Raw genomic sequence first — 20,230 nt, forward strand, 5'->3', positions numbered from 1 at the left:
GTGAAAACGGATTGCTTTAATCTATGCGTCGCCTTACCAGATGTAGGTTCCTACCGCCCCCGCCGGTAAACTTGCTGTCATGGTTTTTTTCTGAAAACGAACCGAGAAAGTTTGCGGAGCCACGCTATTGTTCAGAACAATCAGCGCCCGGCGACCGTCCGGTGTTTTGAAGGCGACGTTGGGCAAATTCGGTACCAGATTCGACGCAATCCGAACGGAACCCGGCCTGACAAATTTGGAAGCCGAAGCAACGATGTAATACGCCGGATTGCGCGTTACGGTATTGCCGTCGATGGTGAGGGCGCCCAGGCAGCGGTCGCAGCCGCCCACAGTATGTGGATTTTGCTGCGGATCGGCGGCCAGGTTCCATTGCAACACCGTACGCGCCCAGTTGCGGGTAGCGCCCACAATCAGGTTCTTGACGTGCCAGTTCAGGTCGCCTTTCAAATTACCGGGTGCGCCAATCCACTGCTCGGTAAAGTACAGGCTTTTGTCAGGATGGGCTTTGTGAACCTCCGATAACGCTTCAATCGGACCCGCATACAGGTGAAAGGCCGTCCCGTCGACGTACTGACGGGCTTCCGGGTCGTTCAGGATCGTGATGGGATAATCCGGGCGGTCGGCGTTGTGGTCGTACAGTACGATTTTGGTGTCGATGCTGGCGGCTTTGAACGCCGGTCCCAGGCTCTTTTTGATGAAGGTGGCCTGTTCTTCCGGCAGCATCAGCAGACTCGGATTATTGCCCGGATGCAGCGGTTCGTTCTGAATCGTGATGGCGTCAATCCGGATGCCTTCCGCTTTCATGCCCTGAATGTATTTGACGAAGTAACGGGCGTAGGCGTCGTAAAATTCCGGTTTCAGACTGCCGCCTTTCGAGTGGCCGTTGGTTTTCATCCAGGTCGGCGGTGACCAGGGCGACCCCAGAATCCTGACGGCCGGGTTAATCGCCAGAATCTGCTTCAGGACCGGAATCAGGTGCTCACGGTCGGGGGACAGGCTAAACCGGCTCATGTCGGGGTCGGTCTGGCCCTCGGGTAAATCGTTGTACGAAAAAACGCGTTCGTCCAGGTCCGATGCGCCGATGCTGACCCGCAGGTAGCTCACCCCGATATTCTTGCCGTCGGTGGCAAACAACTCGTTTAGCAAAGCCGCCCGCTCCGGTGCCGCCATCCGATTGATAAGCATGGCACTACCGCCGGTCAGGGTGTAGCCAAAACCGTCGATGGGCTGGAAGGTCTGGCTTTCGTCGACGTCGATGGTCGGTTGCTGGCTGGCTGCATTGCTGAACGAAAGGGCGGTATTCTGTTTCTCAAACAAAGCCGACCGGTCCGGGTTGATGAGCCAATAGTCTACGATTCCGGCTTCCGGGCGATTCGGGGTTTGCCGTCGGCAACCAGCCTGTACCAAAAGTAAAACCGACAGCGTAAGGCTTATAAGAACGGCTTGAGGATGACGTAGTTTGGTCATTTCGTTTGAGGGGTTACTGTGGATTTGTGAGGAGGAAGCATTGGCGGAACAGCAACGGCTAACTACCTTTGAACTCGTCTACCATTCCCATCTGCACCTCCATGTCGGCCCGGCTGAGTCTCATCGTTGGCATCCTTTGCATCAGTATTTTTCCAATTTTGGTTCTGGTTACACCCATATCCGGCATTAGCGACGCCTTTTATCGCATGAGCATTGCCACGGCGCTGATCTGGCCGTATGTCCTCATCCGCCGAAAATGGAACGGGGCTGTGCTCCAATACTGGAAACCGATTGTCATTTGCGGTATTTTCTTCGCATCCGACATTGCCGTCTGGAATCTCTCGTTCCGGTATTCATCCGCCACGCAGGCCAGTTTGCTCACCAATCTGTCGCCCATCTGGGTTGGTATTTGGGCTTTTTTGTTTTTTCCCGAAAAACCAACACGCTATTTCTGGATCGGAACCGCACTGGCGCTTGTCGGGCTGGTACTGCTGATGGGTGTCGAGACTTTCTTAACCATGCAGTTCGACAAAGGTTTCCTGCTGGCCGTTCTCTCAGGTCTGTTTTATGCCGGATACATCGTAGTGAGCAAAACCGTACTGAGCAAGGTGTCAATCCTGAGTTTCATGACGTGCAGCATGACGGTTTCGAGTGTCTATCTGCTGGGGATGTGTCTGGTGATGGGAGAGCCGTTGTGGGGCTTCGAACCGCGTGTCTGGGGCTTGCTGACGGTTCAGGCAGTAATCTGCCAGTTGCTGGGGTGGTTTGCGGTCAGCCACGCTCTTCGGTCCATCGACGCACAACAGGTGTCGCTGAGCTTGCTGAGTCAGGCCGTGGTGACCGGCTTTCTGGCGTGGCTGCTGATTGACGAAAAAATTACCTTCCAGATGATGCTGGGCGGCATTATCATTCTGCTGGGCATCGCTGTGACGTTCCGACGTAGTCGTAACCACGGCCCGGCGGGTGACTCCGTTTAGGGCCGTGGCGATTGTTTAATCAGCGTTTCGCTAAACGTTAGCCCGTTACCTGCCGCACCATTGCCTCCAGTTGGGGTAAAGATAACACGCCCGACTTCCGCCAGATGATTTTTCCTTTGTGGAACAGAATCAGCGTCGGGACGCTCTGGATCTGGTACGTACTGGAGGCCCAGCGGCTTTTATCGACGTCAACTTTGATGATGCGCAGTTTATCGCCGGTTCGTTCAGCGAGTTGCTTCAGCGTAGGAGCCTGGACTTTACAGGGGCCGCACCAGTCGGCGTAAAAATCGACCAGAACAGGTTTTTCTCCGCGAATAATGTCGTGGAAAGATTCGGCTTTGGTATTGGTTGTTGCGTTATTCATGGCCAAGTACCGGGCAAAAAATATACCGGCAGAACCATAACAACACGCGTTGCCAGGAAGTTTTGCCGGTGCCGTTGAATGTGCGTTACTTGCTCGTTTGGCTCGCCAGTGTGTTTAGATTGGTCAGGGCCGTAACATGAATAATCTTCCACTTGCCGCCGATTTTTTCCACCACGCGCGATTCTTTGGAGTCGGTTTTACCGTGGCTGTCTAGCAGGGTCTGGTCGTACCACACAAAAGCCATATTACCGTTCTGGTGAATCGTGTAATTTGAGTTCTTCACGGTGACGTTATCCGCCGGTCGTCCGCTCTTGAACTGATTCCTGAACTGCTTTTCCATATTATCCCACCCTTTGATCAGGGTAAAATCACCACCGTAGAGATTGGCAGCAAAGGAAATGTAGGGTTTGTGAGCCCAGCAATCTTCCCATTTTGCCTTGTCGCGTTTAAAGAAACCCACCGTTTCATTATAAAGAAGAGCTTTGATGGCCGCCTGATCATCCTGCCCCCACACGGGCAGGATCGGGCCAACCAGAACGACGCATAAAATAAGGAGCTTTTTCATGATCGTATCGGGGAATGGTGTTAATGAAGTTACGTTATTATATGGTAGTAATCAAATAATACATTGTATTTTATTTATTCATATATAGGGTGTGGCCGCTAATACGTACATTGGACTACTATGTCGAACGAAACTGCCAGTCGCCGGGCGGCTATGCCCACCGTTGCCAATCCGATTCTGGAACGCCGGACCGTTGAAAACAGCAACCGCAATTTGTTGAAACACCTGAAACCTGGCCTTTCTGTGCTGGATGTAGGTTGTGGATCAGGAGCGATTACCCGCGGTCTGGCCGAACGGGTTGGAACAGCAGGTCGCGTACTGGGCATTGATCCGGGTGAAAAGCTGATCGCGGAAGCCCAGCAGCATACCGCCGGTTTGCCGCAACTGGCGTTTCAGCAGGCCGATCTTTTTCATTTCGAGACGGAGGAGCGGTTCGATCTGGTGACCTGCGCCCGCGTGTTACAATGGCTCAACCGCCCGGAAGAGGCTCTGGTGCGCATGAAGAATCTGGTGAAACCGGGCGGGATTCTGGCCGTACTGGATTACAACCATGAGAAAATTGAATGGACGCCCGAACCGCCCAAAGCCATGCAACGTTTTTACGGAGCGTTTCTGAAATGGCGGCAGGATGCCGGTTTTGACAATGCCATCGCCGATCATTTACGGGATCTTTTTGAGCGCAATGGGCTGGAAAATATAACCGTAGAACCGCAAGTTGAACGTAGCCGGAAAGCGGAAGCCGGTTTTGCCGTTGCGAGCCGCATCTGGGCGGAGGTAGCCGAAATTCGGGGACCGCAGTTGGTCAAAGACGGTTATCTTTCGGAGGAAGATCGGCGGCAGGCGATTGAAGAATACGATCAGTGGATTGCAGCTACCGGCGAATCGATGCAGTTGTATCTGCTGGCGGTCGAAGGGAGGAGGAGTCAGCAGGAAGAAGAAAAAATGTAGGGCCATCCCGTTTTCTGGTGGAATGGCCCCGAAGGTTATTTATTTAACCGACTTTACGGTTATCTCGTAAGCCAGTGGCGTAGAAGGCGGTACAACGTACGTACCTGACTGATTTACACTACCCTGTGTGCCATAACCCAGAGCGGAAGGAAACACCAGCCAGGCTTTATCTCCAACTGTTAAGGCTTCAACACCTTTGTCAAAACCGGTTATGTATTGACCGGAGCCCAGTTTGAATGTCAGCGAGTCGCTTTTGCTGAAAGACGTGGTTGCCCGGAACAGCGTGGCGGTGTAGGCAACGGTTACGGTCTTTCCTGCGGTGATTTTTTCGCCTGTACCCTGGGTCGTTTTGTACACCCGTACTTTGTTGGTATCAGCCGGTATTCCGGAAGAAACCAGAATCGGATTCGATAATTTATTAATCCGTACAAAATCGTCAATCTGCTGCATTTCCGTCCGGGAACGTTTGAGCTGGACATCAAAAATTACGGCGCTGTAGGCCGGCATTTTATTATTCCGGGTGTCGTTGCCAAACGCAATGTTAGAGGGCATATAAAACCGGCCCCGCTGTCCTTCTTTCATTAAGACCAATCCTTCTTCCAGACCCGGAATCACAACACCGGATAAGAAGGGGATGTAAATTGATTTGGTCCGGTTGGCCGTATCTACCACCACCGCTCTGCTGGGGTTGCTGGGGTCGATATACGATAGAACGTAGGTAAATTCCAGTTCTTCACCGGCCTTGGTTTGCTTCGCGCCTGAATTAGCCGGTGTAATGATGTGATATAAACCCGATAGCGATGACGATACGGAATCCTGTAATTTGTTGGCAGTGAGGTAACTCCTGATTTCCTGATCGTTGCGTTGGGCTTCAACCGCACTGGAATTATCAAGGTCTTTCATGCAGGAGGTCATGCCAACCCCAAGTAGTAAGGCAATAAGAATACTGAATTGTTTGGACTTCATGCTCACGATAAAAAATGAATTGATAAAGTGGTGATTATAACCAGGACCCCGATGGCTGACAAAGCGTTGTAATCTCACAGAAAATTACGGTACTAACCGGCCCGCTCCTTCCGGTAGCGTCCAGAACCGTTCGGCAAGTTCGGGGTGGTTGCGGAGGGTTTTATGGAGTTCATCCACGGGTTCGGTCTCACCATCGTCGGCCAGCGGAAACGTGCCGTAATGAATCGCTACACTCTGCTGCGACCGAACGTCTTCGTGAATCTGCACGGCTTCGGCGGGCGAACAGTGAATCGGTCCCATAAACCAGGTAGGCCGGAAGGCACCAATCGGAATCAGCGACAGCCGCATGGGACCGTACTGCTCTCCGATTTTCCTGAAAAACGGACCGTAGCCCGTATCTCCAACGAAATACAGCTTCCCGGCAACCCGGCTGTCGATCACAAAACCGCACCAGAGCGTCGCGTCGCGGTCGAACATACCGCGACCGGAGAAGTGCTGCGCCGGAACGCAGTGAATGGTTGTGCTGTCGTTGTAGGCCAGCGATCCGTTCCAGTCCATTTCCGTGACGTTTTTACAGCCCTGTTCTTCCAGAAACGCTTTGACACCTAGCGGACAATACACCTTTGGCTGGTCGCGCTGACAAATTTTCTGCACGGTTTTGATGTCGAGGTGATCCCAGTGGTTGTGGCTGAGCAGCAGAATATGGATTTTCGGCAGGTCCTCAAACCGGATGCCCGGTGGCCGATTCCGTTCGGGGCCAATCCACTGGTAGGGGCTGGTGCGGTCGTACCAAACCGGGTCGGTCACCACGTTCAGGCTATCGAACTGAAGCAATACCGTTGAGTGGTTGACAAACGTAACCCGGACCTGCGATCCGGCAACGTGAGCCGGTGGGGGAGGGCCGGGCGGCACCGGATGGAAAGCGCCCCACGGCTTTTTATCCCGTTTCGACAACATCCACTGCAACGCTTCGGGAAAGCTTTTGGCCTCCATGCCGTTGTAATTATGAAACCGTTTACCGTCGAAATGATCGCTTACCGGACCTTTGTAGCGCGGTGCTGAAATCAGATACCCGATGGTCAGCAGAATGACGGCCGCAACGACGATAACGATCAGCAGACCCAGGAAAATTTTCGGAAACATAAAGGTCTTGCTTACAACAGTACCTTATCGATTTTGTGAACGACGCCGTTGGTTGCGGTCAGATTGGCCCGGGTAACAATCGCTGGCGAGGCAATCCCGCTGCTTTTTACGGTAATAACCGTGCTATCCGCCTGAAGCAACAGTTTTCCGGTGCTGAAAGCCGCCAGTTCTCCCGTTTTGAGGTCGTTGGAATAAAGCCGTCCGGGTACTACGTGGTTGGCCAGCAGCGTCGCCAGCGTCGAAACCGGTATTTTGTTGATGGTGTCGGGTGTGCTGAGATTCAGGGCGCGAAAGGCGCTGTTTGTGGGCGCAAAAGCCGTATACGCATCCGTACCGGTCAGAACGCCCGCCAACGCTGGGTTCTCCGCAGCAACCCGCAGGGCGGCCGTACCGAGCAGCGATAAACTGGTATCGGCGGCCACAACGCCCACCAGCGTACCGCCACCCGTAGTAGGCGGGGGCGGAGACAGCAGGTGATCGATGACGTGAATAACCCCGTTGGCCACCTGAATGTCAGGCGTAACCACTTTAGACCCGTTGACAAACAACCCGGCGGAACCGTTGGTGATGTACAAGACCATAGGTTGATTATTCAGGGTCAGCGAAGTCTGAACGGGTTTATTGTTCTCGATCGGAAAGCCGGACGAAGCCACGGCAGCTTTCAGAACGTGGTATTGAAGAATGGCGGTCAGTTGTTCCTGCGGCAGATTGGCCAGGGCCGTTGCATCCGTGATGCCGGAAGCCTGGAAGGCAGCATCATTTGGGGCAAAAAACGTTAGATTCGGATTTTTGAACGCATCGAGCTGGCCTGCCTGTCGGATGGCCGCTTCCAGAATCGTAAAATCGTTGCTTTCAACGATGTAATCGGCTATTGTTTTGGGTTGAGCGGGAGCATTTTCGTCTTCGGTACCGCAACTGGTTGTGAACACGGAAAGAAAGGCCAAAACTGCCAGTGTCAGCGTACGGACCTGGAAGGCAAAAAAGATCGGTTTTTTCATGTAAAAGCTATCAATTATTGAAGATTAAGTGCCTCCTTTCGTCAGACGGACGTTTCGGCTTGTTATCTTTATGCCGTCCTGCAAACGAATCCGGCCCGGCGTTTAGTAAACGAAAAAATCGGTAAATCGCTTTGCAAAACTATCAAATCATTTATTAAACTTACTTGATTACTAACCCCATGAAACAAAAATTGCTGGTCTTGGTTCTGATGGCTGCGGTGACTGTTGGCTTTATGGCACCCATGAAAAAAATCCGTCTGTTCAACGGTAAAGACCTGACGGGCTGGAAAATCTACGGAACCGAAAAATGGTACGTCGACAACGGAGAACTCATCTGCGAAAGCGGCCCGGACAAAGGGTACGGTTATCTGGCGACCGACAAGTACTACAAGAATTTTGATCTGTCGGTAGAATTCAAGCAGGAAGCCAACGGCAACAGTGGCGTTTTTATCCGTTCGACGGTCGAAGGAACGAAAGTGAACGGCTGGCAGGTTGAGGTAGCGCCCCCCAACCACGATACGGGTGGTATTTATGAATCCTACGGTCGGGGCTGGCTGATTCAGATTCCGGACGAAAAAGAAAACATCCTCAAACCCGGCGAATGGAATAAACTCCGCATCCGGGCCGAAGGTGATCGCGTACAGACCTGGCTCAACGGTCAGCAGATGGTTGATTATAAAGACGAAAAGATTGGCAAAGGTGAAGGGGGTATTGCCCTGCAAATTCACGACGGGGGCGGTATCAAAGTCCGCTGGAAGAACCTGGTGCTGAAGCCGCTGTAAGGAGACAAAAATCCGGTATAAAAAAACCACGGAATGGCCTGAAAACCGCCCCGTGGTTTTTTTATGCCCTCTACTGTCCGAGCGCGGGGAGGAAGGCCAGACAGCAGGATACCGTATGCGACCAGGGCCGTCTGTCCGGGGTTGGATTGACCGGGAGGGAGCCCCGCCCGGTATAGTAGCTCCGCACTCCGTACGGTGTTATCCGGGTCCAAGTACTTCGGGCTTGAGTAGCCGTCTGAAAACAAAAAAAGCACCAGGGAAACCCCAGTGCTTTTCGCTATTCAATTGTCCCCGGAACACACCGGAATATTTTTAATAGTTTATTTATCCCACCAGACCACACTGGAAAGCGTATTGGTGCCTCCCTGGCGCGTCCGGGCTTCGATAAAGTTGTTGCGGTTATAGGTTTCCTCCGAATCCGGAATCACAAACCGGGTCGGGATTTTTCCGCCGGTCAGGTTGCCGGGGTAGTTTGTCGGGGTCAGTTTGGGGTAACCCGTCCGGCGCCAGTTGGCGAAGATTTCGAATTCATCTTCCAGGAACAGCGCGACCCATTTCTGGGTGCTGATTTGCTCCAGTTGCTCCGCTACGCTGCCGGTGGTTTTGTACGGGTTGGCCGCCAGATACGCGTTCATTCTCGCTTCGGAAATAACGCCACCCGTTCCGAATAAGGACCATTGGCGCATACCGGCTTTGACGGCGTTGGCATAGGCCGTTGCTGCGGTCGTTCCACTGGACCAGCCACGAACGGCGGCTTCGGCCAGCAGCAAATGCATTTCGGCATTCCCCATCACAATCAACGGCGCGCTGTATCTCAGCAGGGTATTCGGGTTGGGTTCCGAAAACGAGTTGAAATTAGAGGGCAGGCTGTTGTAGGCTGCGTTCGGCATACCCATTTGCAGAGCCGAGGTCGTATCCGCAGTGTATGTTTTGTTGTCGGTGGTGGTCCAGACGACGGAGAACACATTCAGGCGCGGGTCTTTGGTGGCTTTCAGGTAGTCGATAAACGTCTTGGCAAACTTACCGCCTTCCACGTTGTCGCCACCGGGCGTGATGTAATCCGTGCTCAACAAGCCGCTGGCGATGAAGTTCCGGCTGGCAGTTTGCGAACCGTCTACGTAGCTAATTACGGCCCGGTCAGCATCGTCCAGGATAACACCGCCTGCGATGGCTTTTTCCACCCAGGTTTTCGACAGGGCGGGCTCCACCTGCGTCAGCCGCATACCCAGCCGAAGCATCAATGAGTAGCCAAATTTCTTCCATTTGGTTACATCGCCACCGTACATCAGATCGGCATTGCCGAAGGTTCCTTTGGTGGCATCGAAAGCCGCAATCGACTCGTCGAGTTCTTTCAGCAGGTCCGCATAAATAGCCTGCTGCGTATCGTATTTGGGACCGTAGTTTTTGTCAGAAAGTGCTTTTCCCGCGTCGAAATAAGGAATATCGCCGTACAGGTCGGTCAGACGGTGAAAGATGTAGGCTTTCCAGATGCGGGCTGCCGACAGTTTGTTGACATCGGCGGGATTCGTCGAAACCGCGTCAATCACCTGACGGATGGAAACCACCGAACCCTGTCCGGCACCCGTTCCGGCGTAGGCGTTCCAGCTACCCTGCGAATAGCCAAAGTTAAAGTATTTATCGCCCGCAGCCGGAACCTCCTTGTAGGTAGCAAAGTGCTGCATCGACTGGCCGATGGTCAGGTAGGCCGCTCCCGTAAAGTTGGTGCTGACCCCGTCCAGCAGTGCCCGCGTAAACAGGTATTCGGGGACAACCTGCGAATATTTGTTCGGGTCAACGTTCATTTCCTCAAAGCCTTTGTCGCACGAGGACAAGAGCAGGAACAACGGAGCCGCACAGAGTATTTTTTGAAAGAAACGATTCATCATCACAATAGTAGTAGATTAGAATTTCACCATTAAGTTTACTCCGAGGCTACGGGTTCTGGGTACACCAAACGCTTCCAGACCTTGTGCGTTGGTGCTGGTGTAACCTGATTCCGGATCGAAGTACTGGTTCTTTTTATCCTTGTAAAGAATCGCCAGGTTGCGGGCTACGAAGGAAATCGATGCACCCTGCAATTTCAGGAACGACAGCTTGCTGACGGGCAGGTTGTAGCTCAGTACTACCTGACGCAGTTTCACGAAGTCGTTGTTGAACATAAACATCTCCGTGTAATTCTTGTCGTTGTCGTAGTATGTATCGACATCTTCCTTGGCCCAGGTTTTGGTGAACGGATTGCCTTCCGGCGTAACGCCCGTTACAGTAACACCGGTTTCGCGGCCCGGCAGCGTTTCCTGCGGCAGACCGAAGCGGTAGGCATACTGGTACAGGTTTGAGTAAACGATGCTACCGAATTTGCCGTCGATCAGGAAGTTCAGCGAGAAGTTTTTGTACCGGAAATTGTTCGTAATCCCCATCGTCAGCGGAGGAGTACCCTGTCCGATTTCTTCCAGATCACCGCGTACGGCGTAGCCGCTGGCCGTGTTGTACACCACATTACCGTTGGCGTCGGTTTTCTTGCGGTATCCCCAAACCGTACCGTACGGTCTGCCGAGTACGTTCCGCACCAGACCACCCCCGACACCTGAACCCACGTCGATACCGCTCAGTCCTTCGGCCAGTTGCTCGATTTTGCTCCTGTTGTAGGCCATGTTGTAGCTTACATCCCAGCTAAAGCCGCTCTTGGTAATGGGCGTTCCGGTGAGCAGTAACTCAATCCCTTTGTTGCTCAGTTCCCCCACGTTCAGCAGGGCCGAGGTGTAACCCGATGAAAGGGCAATATTGCTCGTTACAATGTCATTTGTTGTTCTGCGGTCGTAGAACGTCAGGTCAAGACCCAGCCGGTTGTTCAGGAATTTGGCTTCAATACCGGCTTCGGAGGTGGTTGAGGTCAACGGTTTCAGATCCGGGTTTGGTACCTGTGACGAAGACAATCCCTGCACCGGACGGCCATTATGACCACCCTGTTGCATCGTGTAATACTGGTAAATCTGGTAGGCATTAACGGTGGCACCGCCCACCTGCGCCCATGACGCCCGCAACTTGGCAAAGCTGATGGCTTTGGGCATCTGGAACGCATCCGACAGAATGACCGAACCACCGATGGATGGGTAGAAAATGCTGTTGCTTTTCGGATTCAGGACCGAGAACCAGTCCTGACGGCCCGACAGCGTCAGATACGCCACGTTTTTGTAACCGAAGTCTACCGAACCAAACACCGAGTTGATGGCGCTTTTCATGTACGTCGGTGTGGTGATCGACGTAGCCAGGTTGGTGTAGCTGTAGAAGTACGGAACCGTGAATTCGCTACCAGCAATGACCGTCTGATCGTAGATGGACCGTTGGGCGTTACCGCCTAACAGGGCTGAAAAACTCAGGTTGTCGTTCAGGAAATTCGTGTTGTAATTCAGGGTCAGCATCCCGTTGGTTTCCGATGAAGTTACCTTGCGGGCATCATACGTACCGAGCGGCTGGAAGGCGTTGTTGGTCGGCTGGACATATTCAGACTGGAAGCTGTAATAATCCTGGCTGACGCTTCCCTTGATGTACAGGTTATCCAGAATGTCGTACCGGATGCTTCCCTGGCTTAAAAACCGGTGTTTGGTGTCATCGTTTTTGAACTTGTTAACCACAAAATACGGGTTCGGGGCCGCCGGAACGGGGTTCCATTCCACTTCTTTGCCCGTTACCGGATCGTAACCCGGCGCCAACGTCCGAATATCTACCGTGTTGGCGATCAGATACGTTGCCCAGTGGGGGTTCATGTCGGCATAACCCACTTTCGGACGGTTTTTGCCTTCCTCCAGGTTGTACTGGAATACGGTTTCGATGCTCAGCTTCTTGCCCAGAAATGCATTCAGGTTCAGGTTGGCAATCTTGCGGTTGAACGACGAATTCGGTACAATGCTGTTTGACTGCGTATTGTTCAGACCCAACCGGAAGTTGACCGACTCGTTACCGCCCGTGAACGCTACGGAGTTGATGTAGTTGGTACCGGTCCGGTAGAAGTTTTTCAGGTTATCTTTCTGGGGCGAGTAAGGGTGCATTTGACCATCCACCTGCGTATACGGCTGGCCGTCCATGCGCGCTCCGTACGAAAGCCGTCCCGTACTCTTGGCTTCCGTCAGGGTGGTCGGTTTTTTACCGTCTACGCCCTGACCGTACTCATACTGCCAGTTCGGAATCACGGCGAGGTCTTCAAACGTCGTGTTGCTGTTCACTTCCACACCGATGCCTTTCTGACCCCGGCCTTTTTTGGTCGTAATCAGAATAACTCCGTTGGAAGCCCGTGCCCCGTAAAGAGCCGCAGCCGGTCCGCCTTTCAGAACGCTGATCGACTCGATGTCGTCGGGGTTGATACCGCCAATCCCGTCACCACGGTCTACGTTCATCCCGTTTCCGTCGGCAGCCGTACCACCACCGGGAATGCTGTTGTCCATCGGCATCCCGTTGATCACGTACAGGGGCTGGTTGTTACCGTTCAACGAACCGTTACCCCGGATGATGACGCGGCTCGAACCACCGGGGCCAGTGGCCATACCGGTTGCATTTACCCCGGCAATTTTACCGGTCAGGGCGTTGGCGACGTTGGTTTCGCGGGCCTGCGTAAATTCCGTGCCTTTTACTTCCGAAACCGAGTACGCCAGGGCCTTTTTCTCCCGGGCAATACCGAGGGCTGTTACTACCACCTCGTTCAGTGACTTGGCTTCGGGGGCCAGCTGAACCGAAACCACGCTCTGGTTTCCTACCGTAACCTCTTGGGACGTGTATCCTACGAAGCTGAAAATCAGGACGGCGGATTCAACTTCGGTGTCCGGAATCACCAGCGTATATTTTCCTTCTGCATCCGAGGACGTTCCGCGTTGGGTTCCTTTCACCAGCACGCTCACACCGGGGAGTCCGGCGCCGGTTTCGTCCGTTACTTTTCCGGTTATGTTGCGTTTGGGTGCTTCTTTAATGCTGGCGGGAACCGACGGCAGTTGGGTCTGCACACGCTTCAGGATGATTTTGTCCTGCACCACTTCGTAGACGATTTTCTGAGGTGCCAGAATTTTTTCCAGTACTTCCGCCAGGGGCTCTTCCTGGAATTTGAACGTGTATTTCTGGTTGCTGAAAATCTGGGGATTGTACATGAATTTGACTTTCGTCAGGGTTTCAAGCTTCTCCAGGGCTTTTTCAACATCCACGTTGTTTAAGCGTAGGGTGATTTTTTGCTCCAGAACGCGTGGGCCGCGCAGGTCGTGGGCGTGGGCCGGCGTACCAGGGAGGATCACTAGGGATACTAGCGCCGGGTACAGAGCAGTGCGCCCAATGATCTGTATGGCAGCGTAAAATTGTCTGAGTTTAAGCATAATGATGGTTTTGTCGAGTTGGTTTTCGGCATAAAAAATCCTCATCCATCCGCCAAACGGATGTAGCAAAAGGAACGCAACGAGCGGAAAATCAGGGGAGCGACGGGATAAGCATACCGGCTTGCTGAAAGGTTAGTAGTGAATTATATTCATAGGTTGTGTATTTTTTCGTAGAATAGTCAGGTTGGTACGGATACCTAACAGGGTTACCGATTGCGTTGAATGCGATCAATTGGGTTATGGTTCGTGCAGACAGACCGTATACGCTGGTCGCTGCAATGAGGCTCCGGCTCACGAAACCAGAACAGAATTATGGTGCGGTACAATAGATCGTATTGTGGATTTGGAGTAAAGATGTAGCCGTACCTATCCAATACTCCTTTTTCTGAAATTTTTTTTTGATAATTTTTAGAATACTGAAATAATATACTGTAATAGTAGGCCAAAACTCCCGACAAAGGCCGGTAGTTAGGAGCAGATCATCCGTTATTTCCCCGGGTTTACTCCGGAGAAATCGTTTTTCGTCCGAAATGACTCCTCTTTTTTCGGCAGACCGGATAGCTTTGGAGCGGCAATGGCAAAAACAGGCAATCAAACCGAATACCCGCGAATTTATCGCTGGAAGGCCAGCCGGTATTGTACACACCGGAACCGTCGGGTACGGTAAAACAGCGGTCTGCCCGGTTCTGAAACAAGCCGCCGAAAAATTCGCTACCTTCAAACCAGCATCAACCATTCATCCCAACGGGGCATAGACACGAATCAGAATCTACTGAATCAGCACGGTCCGTAAAACCGGGGTTTCCGAATTATGAACATCATCCGTCAGATATCGCAACGCAGTCCGGTGGGCATCCTGCTCTCCGTCCTGGTCTGTATCATGGGCGTTTACGGCGGCAGCGCCATTATTTACTTCACAACGGAGTTGCTGCTGGGCGGGTCGGACGCTCATGCGCCGACCCTGTTCATCGTAGTCAATAACCTGTTCGATGCGCTGGTGGCGGTACTGACGAGTCAGGTGTTTCTCCGGTTTGGTGACCGGATTCCGTCGGTCTGGCTGCGGCATGTGCTGCTGACGGTTGCGATTATTGTGGCAGGAATGATAGAAAGTTTTTTCCTGTTCTGGCTGGTGGGCGATCCGTCGGTCAATCATATGGAAATACCGAAGTGGGTGAATATTTTTTACATTGTTCCGGCCCCGCTGATCGGCAATCTGTTTTATTATTTTCAGCGGCAGGCCCGCAACGTGACGCGCAAAATCACCGAACAGGAATACCAGTTGCTGCACCTGGAGCAGTTGAAGGCCCGGGCCGAACTGGAAGCGCTGCAAGCCAAAATCAACCCGCACTTTCTGTATAACGCCCTGAATTCCATCGCCAGTCTGGTACACGACGAACCCGACCGGGCCGAACGCATGGTGTTGTTACTGTCGAAACTGTTTCGCTACACGACCGGTATGAAAAACCGGTATTTTAACAGCGTTGCCGATGAACTGGAGATGGTCCGGACGTATCTGGACGTGGAGCAGGTTCGCTTCGGCGACCGGCTGAGTTACCGCATCGACCTGCCCGATTCCGCGCTGAATGAGGTTTATATTCCGCAGTTTCTGTTGCAGCCGCTGGTCGAAAATGCCATCAAACACGGTATTTCGAAAGTGGCCGGACCGGGGGCGATTATTCTCCGGATTACGGAAGAAAACGGCTGGCTGACGTGCCGGATTCACGATAACGGCCCGGCTTTCCCCGAAGAGCTTGTTGCGGGGTACGGCCTGCAAAGTATTCAGGACAAGCTGATATTACTGTATGGCAACGACGCGCGCCTGCTGGTCGAAAATAAGCCGATGAAAGAAGTAATTGTTCAGATTAAGAAAGAGCGACTGAGCGCATCGCCAGACGTGATGCGACCCGTCCGGACCAAACCCGTTCCGCAATGAAAGCTGCAACCGAACGCCTGTTGATTCGCTGGTTCCACATCATGGCCAGCATCCCCATTCTGGGGTACATTTACGGACCCGTGGCTCAGCTTCCCGAAGCCGCTTTGATGGTGAAAGCCGTTATTCTGCCGCTGGTTATTTTGTCCGGTTTCTGGCTCTGGAAAGGGCATTGGGTTAAAAAATGGGTGGGTATCGGAACCGGAAAAGCTCCCTCGACGAACCCGCGTAAACCCGGTCTGCGCCCCTTCAAACTAAAAGCCTGAACCATGCCGGGTCAATTTCCGCTTCGAACCCTGCTGGTGGACGATGAGCCGCTGGCAATCAATCGGCTCCGGCGTTTGCTGAAACCGTACGAAGACACATTTGAAATCGTGGGCGAAGCTGCCAATGGCCTCGAAGGTTTAAAAGCCGTTGATCTGCTAAAACCCGATCTCGTATTTCTGGATATCGAAATGCCCGGTCTGAACGGTTTTGAGATGCTGGCGAGGCTACCGTATCTGCCCATCGTCGTTTTTGCGACGGCTTACGACGATTATGCCGTGCGGGCGTTTGAGGAAAATTCCATCGATTACCTGCTGAAACCCATTGAGTCCGAGCGGCTGGAAAAAACCGTCGAGCGAATTCGAAAAATGCGGTTGGATTCCGCCGTTGCCAGCCCGGATTTACGGCATGTCTTCGAATTGCTCAAACCCAAAAAAGAACTGCATTCCATTTCGGTTAAAACCGGCGACCGAATCCTGCTGATTCCGTTGAGTAACATTGCTTATTTTGAAGCAGAGGATAAATACGTTTTTCTAAATACCCTGGACGGTCAGCAGTTTCTGACCAGTCATACCATTACAACTCTTGAAGAAAAACTGCCCGATACGTTTACCCGAATCAGCCGTTCTACCCTCCTCAATATCCGGCACATCCGGGAAATTCAACGGCATTTCAACGGGAAGTTTGTGGTGGTCATGCAGGATAAAAAGGCGACGCAACTCATGACCGGCAGCAGTTTTACAGACAACCTGAAAAATCTGATGGAGCTATGAAGTGAAAAGGGAGCCTGAACGGAATTTGTCAATTTTTCATTTTTTCTCTTTCTCCTCTTTTCCAATTCTTTCTTTTCCAATATTCTTTTGCCGTTCTTCCTTTAATCCCATTTTTTATTCTTTCATAAAACCGCCCCTTTTAGTAACTTGCAACCTGATTTTCATCGGCCCACCTCGTCGGGCCGTCTTTATGTTAAAGTTTGTTAAAACGGATCTGGCTGAATGAAAGAACTCATTGACCTGAGCAATCTGCCGCGACATGTGGCCGTTATTATGGACGGAAACGGACGTTGGGCCAAAAAGCAGGGAGCTGCACGGGTGTTCGGCCATCGAAATGCCATCAAAGCCGTCAGGGAGGTAACCGAGGGATGTGCGGAGCTAGGCGTGAAATACCTGACGCTTTATACGTTTTCAACGGAAAACTGGAACCGTCCAAAACTGGAGATTGATGCACTGATGCATTTGCTGGTGCACACCATCCGGGCGGAGGTTCCCACGCTGATGGAAAACAACGTTCGGCTGACGGCTATTGGCAGCATCGATACGCTGCCGGGCGACTGCCGTTCCGAACTGACGGAAGCCATGCGCCTGACCGAAAATAACACCGGCCTGAACCTGATTCTGGCCCTGAGTTATAGCGGTAAATGGGATATTCTGGAGGCCACGAAAAAACTGGCCCGACAAGTGCAGGAAGGAACGTTAACGCCTGACCAGATTGACGATGAGGTGTTTGCCCGCGCCCTGGCTACGGAAGGAGTTGATGAGGTTGACCTGATGATTCGGACCGGCGGAGATCATCGCATCAGTAACTTTATGCTCTGGCAACTGGCTTACGCAGAACTATATATAATGAATGACGTGTTGTGGCCCGATTTTCGTAAACCGCATTTGTGGGAAGCGATTCTAACCTATCAGAATCGCGAACGGCGTTTTGGCAAAATAAGCGAACAACTTGTCAAGTGATCTATGAAATCAACTCCTACCACGTTGGTATCTTTTAAACATAAAATTTTACTGGCGGCCGTCGGTTCGCTGATGCTGTTGGCTGAATTGCCTGCGCAGGCACAGATTCGGCCCGGTTTCGGGGGCGGACGCATTACAACGAGCCCTTCAACGGAATCGGCCTCACCCATCAACCTGAATTATGCCGATCCGAAAGAGTACGAGATTGCCGGGCTAACAGTTACGGGTAACAAGTACCTGGACCCGAACTCGCTGCTGTCATTAACGGGATTGAAAGTCGGTGACAAAATCCGGGTTCCGGGCGAAGGCATCAACAGCGCCATCAAACGGCTTATGGCCCAGGGACTGCTGGAAGATGTTGAAATTCTGGCAACGAAAGTGGAGGGTGACCAGATTTCCCTCAATGTCTCCATTAAAGAGCAACCCCGTCTCTACAAAGTAACCTTTGTTGGTATTAAAAAATCGGAGCAGGACGCGCTGAAGGACAAAGTAAAGCTGAACCTGGGCCGCCTGATTTCCAACACGCTGATCAAGAACACGCAGCTTAGTGTGAAGAAGTATTTTATTGAAAAAGGCTACCTGAACACGAAAGTAAAAATCATCTCGGTACCGACCGACAGCACCCGCAACCAGGCCACCATGCGCGTTTCCATCGACAAAGGAAGCAAGGTGAAGATCAACAACATTGAGATTCGCGGACGGGAACTGGTGGAAGAGTCAAAAATTCGGTTGAAGATGAAAGGCACCAAGCAGATGCGCTTTGGGCGGTTGTTTACGCCCTCCAAGTTCGTTCCCAAGAAATTCGAAGAAGACAAGCAGAAGATTATCGAGTATTATAATAAAGAAGGATACCGCGATGCCAGCATCATGTCCGACTCGGTGTTTGCCAACGACGACCGCACGGTGAACATTATAATGAACATCGACGAAGGCCAGAAATACTACGTCCGCAACGTCACCTGGGAAGGCAACTATCTGTATACCGATGAGCAGTTGACGCAGGTGCTGGGCCTGAAAAAAGGCGATGTATACAGTAAGGAAGACATCGAAAAAAGGAAGAACGGTATTCCGGGCAGTGACCTTAGCTCGGCGTACATGGACCGGGGTTACCTGTATTTCAACGCCGAAGATGTGATCAAAAGCGTTGAAGGCGATTCGCTCGATCTCGAATTCCGGATTTTTGAGGGCAAACAGGCCACCATCAACCGGATCATCCTGAACGGAAACACCAAAACCAGTGACCACGTGGTGCTGCGGGAAATCCGCACGCTACCGGGGCAGAAGTTCAGCAAAACCGATATTATCCGGACGCAGCGCGAATTAGCGACGCTGGGTTACTTTGACCCCGAAAAAATCGGGATCAATCCCGTACCGCAGCCCGATGGGACCGTGGATATTGAGTACACCGTGGAAGAAAAACCGAGCGACCAGATCGAATTATCCGGTGGTTGGGGTGGTTACGTTGGCTTTGTCGGTACGTTGGGTCTGGTATTCAACAACTTCTCGGCCCGCAACATTACCAACATGAAATCCTGGCGGCCCCTGCCGGCGGGTGACGGTCAGAAAGTGGCGCTGCGTTTTCAGGCCAACGGACGGCAGTTCCAGACCTATTCGCTGACCTTTACCGAACCGTGGCTGGGCGGCCGGAAACCAAACGCCCTGTCGGTCAGCCTGTCGCGTACCATCTACCGGCTTTCGGATTATAGCCTGCTCTATTCCGATCCGACCGCTTACGGCAAGAACTTCTATGGCTCATACGGAAACACCATGATTTCGCTTGGTTTGGGCCGCCGTCTGCACTTCCCGGATGATTATTTCCAGTTGAGCAACTCGCTGACCTACCAGCGGTATGAGTTGAACAACTACGATATTTTCGGAATTGGTCTGCGGAACGGAACATCGAACAGTGTTACGTTCAATACAACGCTGGCCCGAAACAGCATCGATCAGCCGCAGTTCCCGCGTTCCGGTTCGTCGATCTCGCTGTCTGCCACGTTGACCCCGCCTTACTCGGCGTTCTCCAACAAAACGACCAGCGCGAACGTCGATGTAAAAGATCGTTACAAGTGGGTTGAATACCACAAATGGATGTTCGATGCAAGCTGGTTTGCAACGGTTACGGGCAAGCTGGTCCTGAATGCCCGCGCGCACATGGGCTTCCTGGGCCGGTATAATCCCCGCACGGAGTTTAGCCCCTTTGAGCGGTTTGTGTTGGGTGGTTCCGGTCTGGCTGGTACGGGGCAGTTTGCTCTTGCTCAGGATATCATCGGTCTGCGGGGTTACAACGACCGGGACGTGTATACGGGTATGAACGGTATTTCGCCCACGGCGCTTGAGCGGTCGCGGGGTGGTCTGGCCTTCAGCAAGTATATTATGGAATTGCGGTATCCGGTATCCCTTAACCCGTCAGCGACGATTTTCGTGCTGGGCTTCCTGGAAGCCGGTAACAACTGGGGGAACTTCAAAAACTACAATCCGTTCGATCTGAAACGTTCGGCGGGCTTTGGGGCCAGAATCTTTATGCCGGCCTTCGGTCTGATCGGGATTGACTACGGTTATGGTTTCGACCGGATGCCGGGTTCACCGACGCGTACAGGACCAGGTGGTCAGTTCCACTTTACAATCGGTCAGCAGATCAGATAACAAACCGTTGGTCGCGACGTTATTATTAGATACAAAACAGGCAGCCGTTTGGCGGTAATTGCTTCATGCAGAATAAAATAATGTCGAAGCGTTTCG

At 52.4% G+C, this 20,230-nt stretch carries 17 protein-coding genes; 9 read left to right on the forward strand and 8 right to left on the reverse strand.

Annotated features, from left to right (window positions below; all coding sequences use genetic code 11):
* Positions 1 to 33: 33 nt before the first annotated feature.
* Positions 34 to 1,467 carry a glycoside hydrolase family 30 protein gene (locus LX87_RS02995; RefSeq protein ID WP_111626677.1) on the reverse strand — a complete coding sequence of 478 codons (1,434 nt, stop codon included), beginning with the start codon at positions 1,465 to 1,467 and terminating at the stop codon, positions 34 to 36.
* Positions 1,468 to 1,535: 68 nt separating this feature from the next.
* Here LX87_RS02995 and LX87_RS03000 point away from each other — a divergent pair, with 68 nt between their 5' ends.
* On the forward strand, positions 1,536 to 2,444 hold the full coding sequence (locus tag LX87_RS03000; RefSeq protein WP_229310528.1) for a DMT family transporter: 909 nt from the start codon (positions 1,536 to 1,538) through the stop codon (positions 2,442 to 2,444).
* A 37-nt stretch (positions 2,445 to 2,481) separates the two neighbouring features.
* On the opposite strand, the gene trxA is transcribed toward LX87_RS03000, so the two are convergent.
* Together trxA and LX87_RS03010 are read right to left on the reverse strand one after the other, a co-directional pair.
* Positions 2,482 to 2,808, reverse strand: coding sequence for a thioredoxin (trxA, locus tag LX87_RS03005; protein WP_111626679.1), 327 nt, complete (start codon positions 2,806 to 2,808; stop codon positions 2,482 to 2,484).
* A gap of 85 nt (positions 2,809 to 2,893) precedes the next feature.
* On the reverse strand, positions 2,894 to 3,373 hold the full coding sequence (locus LX87_RS03010; RefSeq protein WP_111626680.1) for a YybH family protein: 480 nt from the start codon (positions 3,371 to 3,373) through the stop codon (positions 2,894 to 2,896).
* Positions 3,374 to 3,493: 120 nt separating this feature from the next.
* On the opposite strand from LX87_RS03010, the gene LX87_RS03015 reads away from it, so the two are divergent.
* Entirely contained in the window at positions 3,494 to 4,321 is an 828-nt protein-coding gene (locus tag LX87_RS03015) for a class I SAM-dependent methyltransferase (RefSeq protein ID WP_111626681.1), read from the forward strand.
* Positions 4,322 to 4,360: 39 nt separating this feature from the next.
* Here LX87_RS03015 and LX87_RS03020 read toward each other — a convergent pair whose 3' ends face one another.
* The 3 genes from LX87_RS03020 to LX87_RS03030 all read right to left on the reverse strand — a co-directional run bounded on the left by LX87_RS03020 (position 4,361) and on the right by LX87_RS03030 (position 7,428).
* Positions 4,361 to 5,287, reverse strand: a complete 927-nt coding sequence (locus LX87_RS03020) for an FKBP-type peptidyl-prolyl cis-trans isomerase (RefSeq protein ID WP_111626682.1) — start codon at positions 5,285 to 5,287, stop codon at positions 4,361 to 4,363.
* Positions 5,288 to 5,371: 84 nt separating this feature from the next.
* Complete coding sequence (locus LX87_RS03025; RefSeq protein ID WP_111626683.1) at positions 5,372 to 6,430, reverse strand: MBL fold metallo-hydrolase; 1,059 nt, start codon at positions 6,428 to 6,430, stop codon at positions 5,372 to 5,374.
* An 11-nt stretch (positions 6,431 to 6,441) separates the two neighbouring features.
* Positions 6,442 to 7,428, reverse strand: coding sequence for a fasciclin domain-containing protein (locus LX87_RS03030; RefSeq protein WP_111626684.1), 987 nt, complete (start codon positions 7,426 to 7,428; stop codon positions 6,442 to 6,444).
* A 179-nt stretch (positions 7,429 to 7,607) separates the two neighbouring features.
* Between LX87_RS03030 and LX87_RS03035 the strand changes: the two genes are divergently transcribed.
* Entirely contained in the window at positions 7,608 to 8,210 is a 603-nt protein-coding gene (locus LX87_RS03035) for a 3-keto-disaccharide hydrolase (RefSeq protein WP_111626685.1), read from the forward strand.
* A gap of 320 nt (positions 8,211 to 8,530) precedes the next feature.
* On the opposite strand, the gene LX87_RS03040 is transcribed toward LX87_RS03035, so the two are convergent.
* On the reverse strand, positions 8,531 to 10,096 hold the full coding sequence (locus LX87_RS03040) for a SusD/RagB family nutrient-binding outer membrane lipoprotein (RefSeq protein WP_229310529.1): 1,566 nt from the start codon (positions 10,094 to 10,096) through the stop codon (positions 8,531 to 8,533).
* A 15-nt stretch (positions 10,097 to 10,111) separates the two neighbouring features.
* A complete protein-coding gene (locus tag LX87_RS03045; protein ID WP_229310530.1) occupies positions 10,112 to 13,483 on the reverse strand; it encodes a SusC/RagA family TonB-linked outer membrane protein in 3,372 nt (1,123 codons plus the stop codon).
* Between the two features lie 608 nt (positions 13,484 to 14,091).
* Here LX87_RS03045 and LX87_RS03050 point away from each other — a divergent pair.
* The 6 genes from LX87_RS03050 (at position 14,092) to bamA (ending at position 20,134) form a co-directional block, all read left to right on the forward strand.
* Positions 14,092 to 14,316, forward strand: a complete 225-nt coding sequence (locus tag LX87_RS03050; RefSeq protein ID WP_146624416.1) for a hypothetical protein — start codon at positions 14,092 to 14,094, stop codon at positions 14,314 to 14,316.
* 56 nt (positions 14,317 to 14,372) lie between these two features.
* Positions 14,373 to 15,494, forward strand: coding sequence for a sensor histidine kinase (locus tag LX87_RS03055; protein ID WP_111626687.1), 1,122 nt, complete (start codon positions 14,373 to 14,375; stop codon positions 15,492 to 15,494).
* Positions 15,491 to 15,757, forward strand: coding sequence for a hypothetical protein (locus tag LX87_RS03060; RefSeq protein ID WP_211325265.1), 267 nt, complete (start codon positions 15,491 to 15,493; stop codon positions 15,755 to 15,757). The genes LX87_RS03055 and LX87_RS03060 overlap by 4 nt, the downstream gene beginning before the upstream one ends.
* A 3-nt stretch (positions 15,758 to 15,760) precedes the next feature.
* Positions 15,761 to 16,528 (forward strand): LytR/AlgR family response regulator transcription factor, encoded by a 768-nt coding sequence (locus tag LX87_RS03065; protein ID WP_111626688.1) that lies wholly within the window; start codon positions 15,761 to 15,763, stop codon positions 16,526 to 16,528.
* Positions 16,529 to 16,750: 222 nt separating this feature from the next.
* Positions 16,751 to 17,491: an undecaprenyl pyrophosphate synthase gene (gene uppS, locus LX87_RS03070; protein ID WP_111626689.1), complete on the forward strand. Its 741-nt coding sequence runs from the start codon at positions 16,751 to 16,753 to the stop codon at positions 17,489 to 17,491.
* A 3-nt stretch (positions 17,492 to 17,494) separates the two neighbouring features.
* Positions 17,495 to 20,134, forward strand: coding sequence for an outer membrane protein assembly factor BamA (bamA, locus tag LX87_RS03075; RefSeq protein WP_111626690.1), 2,640 nt, complete (start codon positions 17,495 to 17,497; stop codon positions 20,132 to 20,134).
* The last annotated feature ends 96 nt before the right edge of the window (positions 20,135 to 20,230 follow it).

This window comes from Larkinella arboricola (assembly GCF_003259745.1).
GTDB classification, from domain to species: domain Bacteria; phylum Bacteroidota; class Bacteroidia; order Cytophagales; family Spirosomataceae; genus Larkinella; species Larkinella arboricola.

Excerpts from the sequence above, each read along its gene's own strand:
- LX87_RS02995 (WP_111626677.1), bottom strand. The coding sequence starts at position 1,467 with ATGACCAAACTACGTCATCCTCAAGCCGTTCTTATAAGCCTTACGCTG.
- trxA (WP_111626679.1), bottom strand. The coding sequence starts at position 2,808 with ATGAATAACGCAACAACCAATACCAAAGCCGAATCTTTCCACGACATT.
- LX87_RS03010 (WP_111626680.1), bottom strand. The coding sequence starts at position 3,373 with ATGAAAAAGCTCCTTATTTTATGCGTCGTTCTGGTTGGCCCGATCCTG.
- LX87_RS03015 (WP_111626681.1), top strand. The coding sequence starts at position 3,494 with ATGTCGAACGAAACTGCCAGTCGCCGGGCGGCTATGCCCACCGTTGCC.
- LX87_RS03020 (WP_111626682.1), bottom strand. The coding sequence starts at position 5,287 with ATGAAGTCCAAACAATTCAGTATTCTTATTGCCTTACTACTTGGGGTT.
- LX87_RS03025 (WP_111626683.1), bottom strand. The coding sequence starts at position 6,430 with ATGTTTCCGAAAATTTTCCTGGGTCTGCTGATCGTTATCGTCGTTGCG.
- LX87_RS03030 (WP_111626684.1), bottom strand. The coding sequence starts at position 7,428 with ATGAAAAAACCGATCTTTTTTGCCTTCCAGGTCCGTACGCTGACACTG.
- LX87_RS03035 (WP_111626685.1), top strand. The coding sequence starts at position 7,608 with ATGAAACAAAAATTGCTGGTCTTGGTTCTGATGGCTGCGGTGACTGTT.
- LX87_RS03040 (WP_229310529.1), bottom strand. The coding sequence starts at position 10,096 with ATGATGAATCGTTTCTTTCAAAAAATACTCTGTGCGGCTCCGTTGTTC.
- LX87_RS03050 (WP_146624416.1), top strand. The coding sequence starts at position 14,092 with ATGACTCCTCTTTTTTCGGCAGACCGGATAGCTTTGGAGCGGCAATGG.
- LX87_RS03055 (WP_111626687.1), top strand. The coding sequence starts at position 14,373 with ATGAACATCATCCGTCAGATATCGCAACGCAGTCCGGTGGGCATCCTG.
- LX87_RS03060 (WP_211325265.1), top strand. The coding sequence starts at position 15,491 with ATGAAAGCTGCAACCGAACGCCTGTTGATTCGCTGGTTCCACATCATG.
- LX87_RS03065 (WP_111626688.1), top strand. The coding sequence starts at position 15,761 with ATGCCGGGTCAATTTCCGCTTCGAACCCTGCTGGTGGACGATGAGCCG.
- uppS (WP_111626689.1), top strand. The coding sequence starts at position 16,751 with ATGAAAGAACTCATTGACCTGAGCAATCTGCCGCGACATGTGGCCGTT.
- bamA (WP_111626690.1), top strand. The coding sequence starts at position 17,495 with ATGAAATCAACTCCTACCACGTTGGTATCTTTTAAACATAAAATTTTA.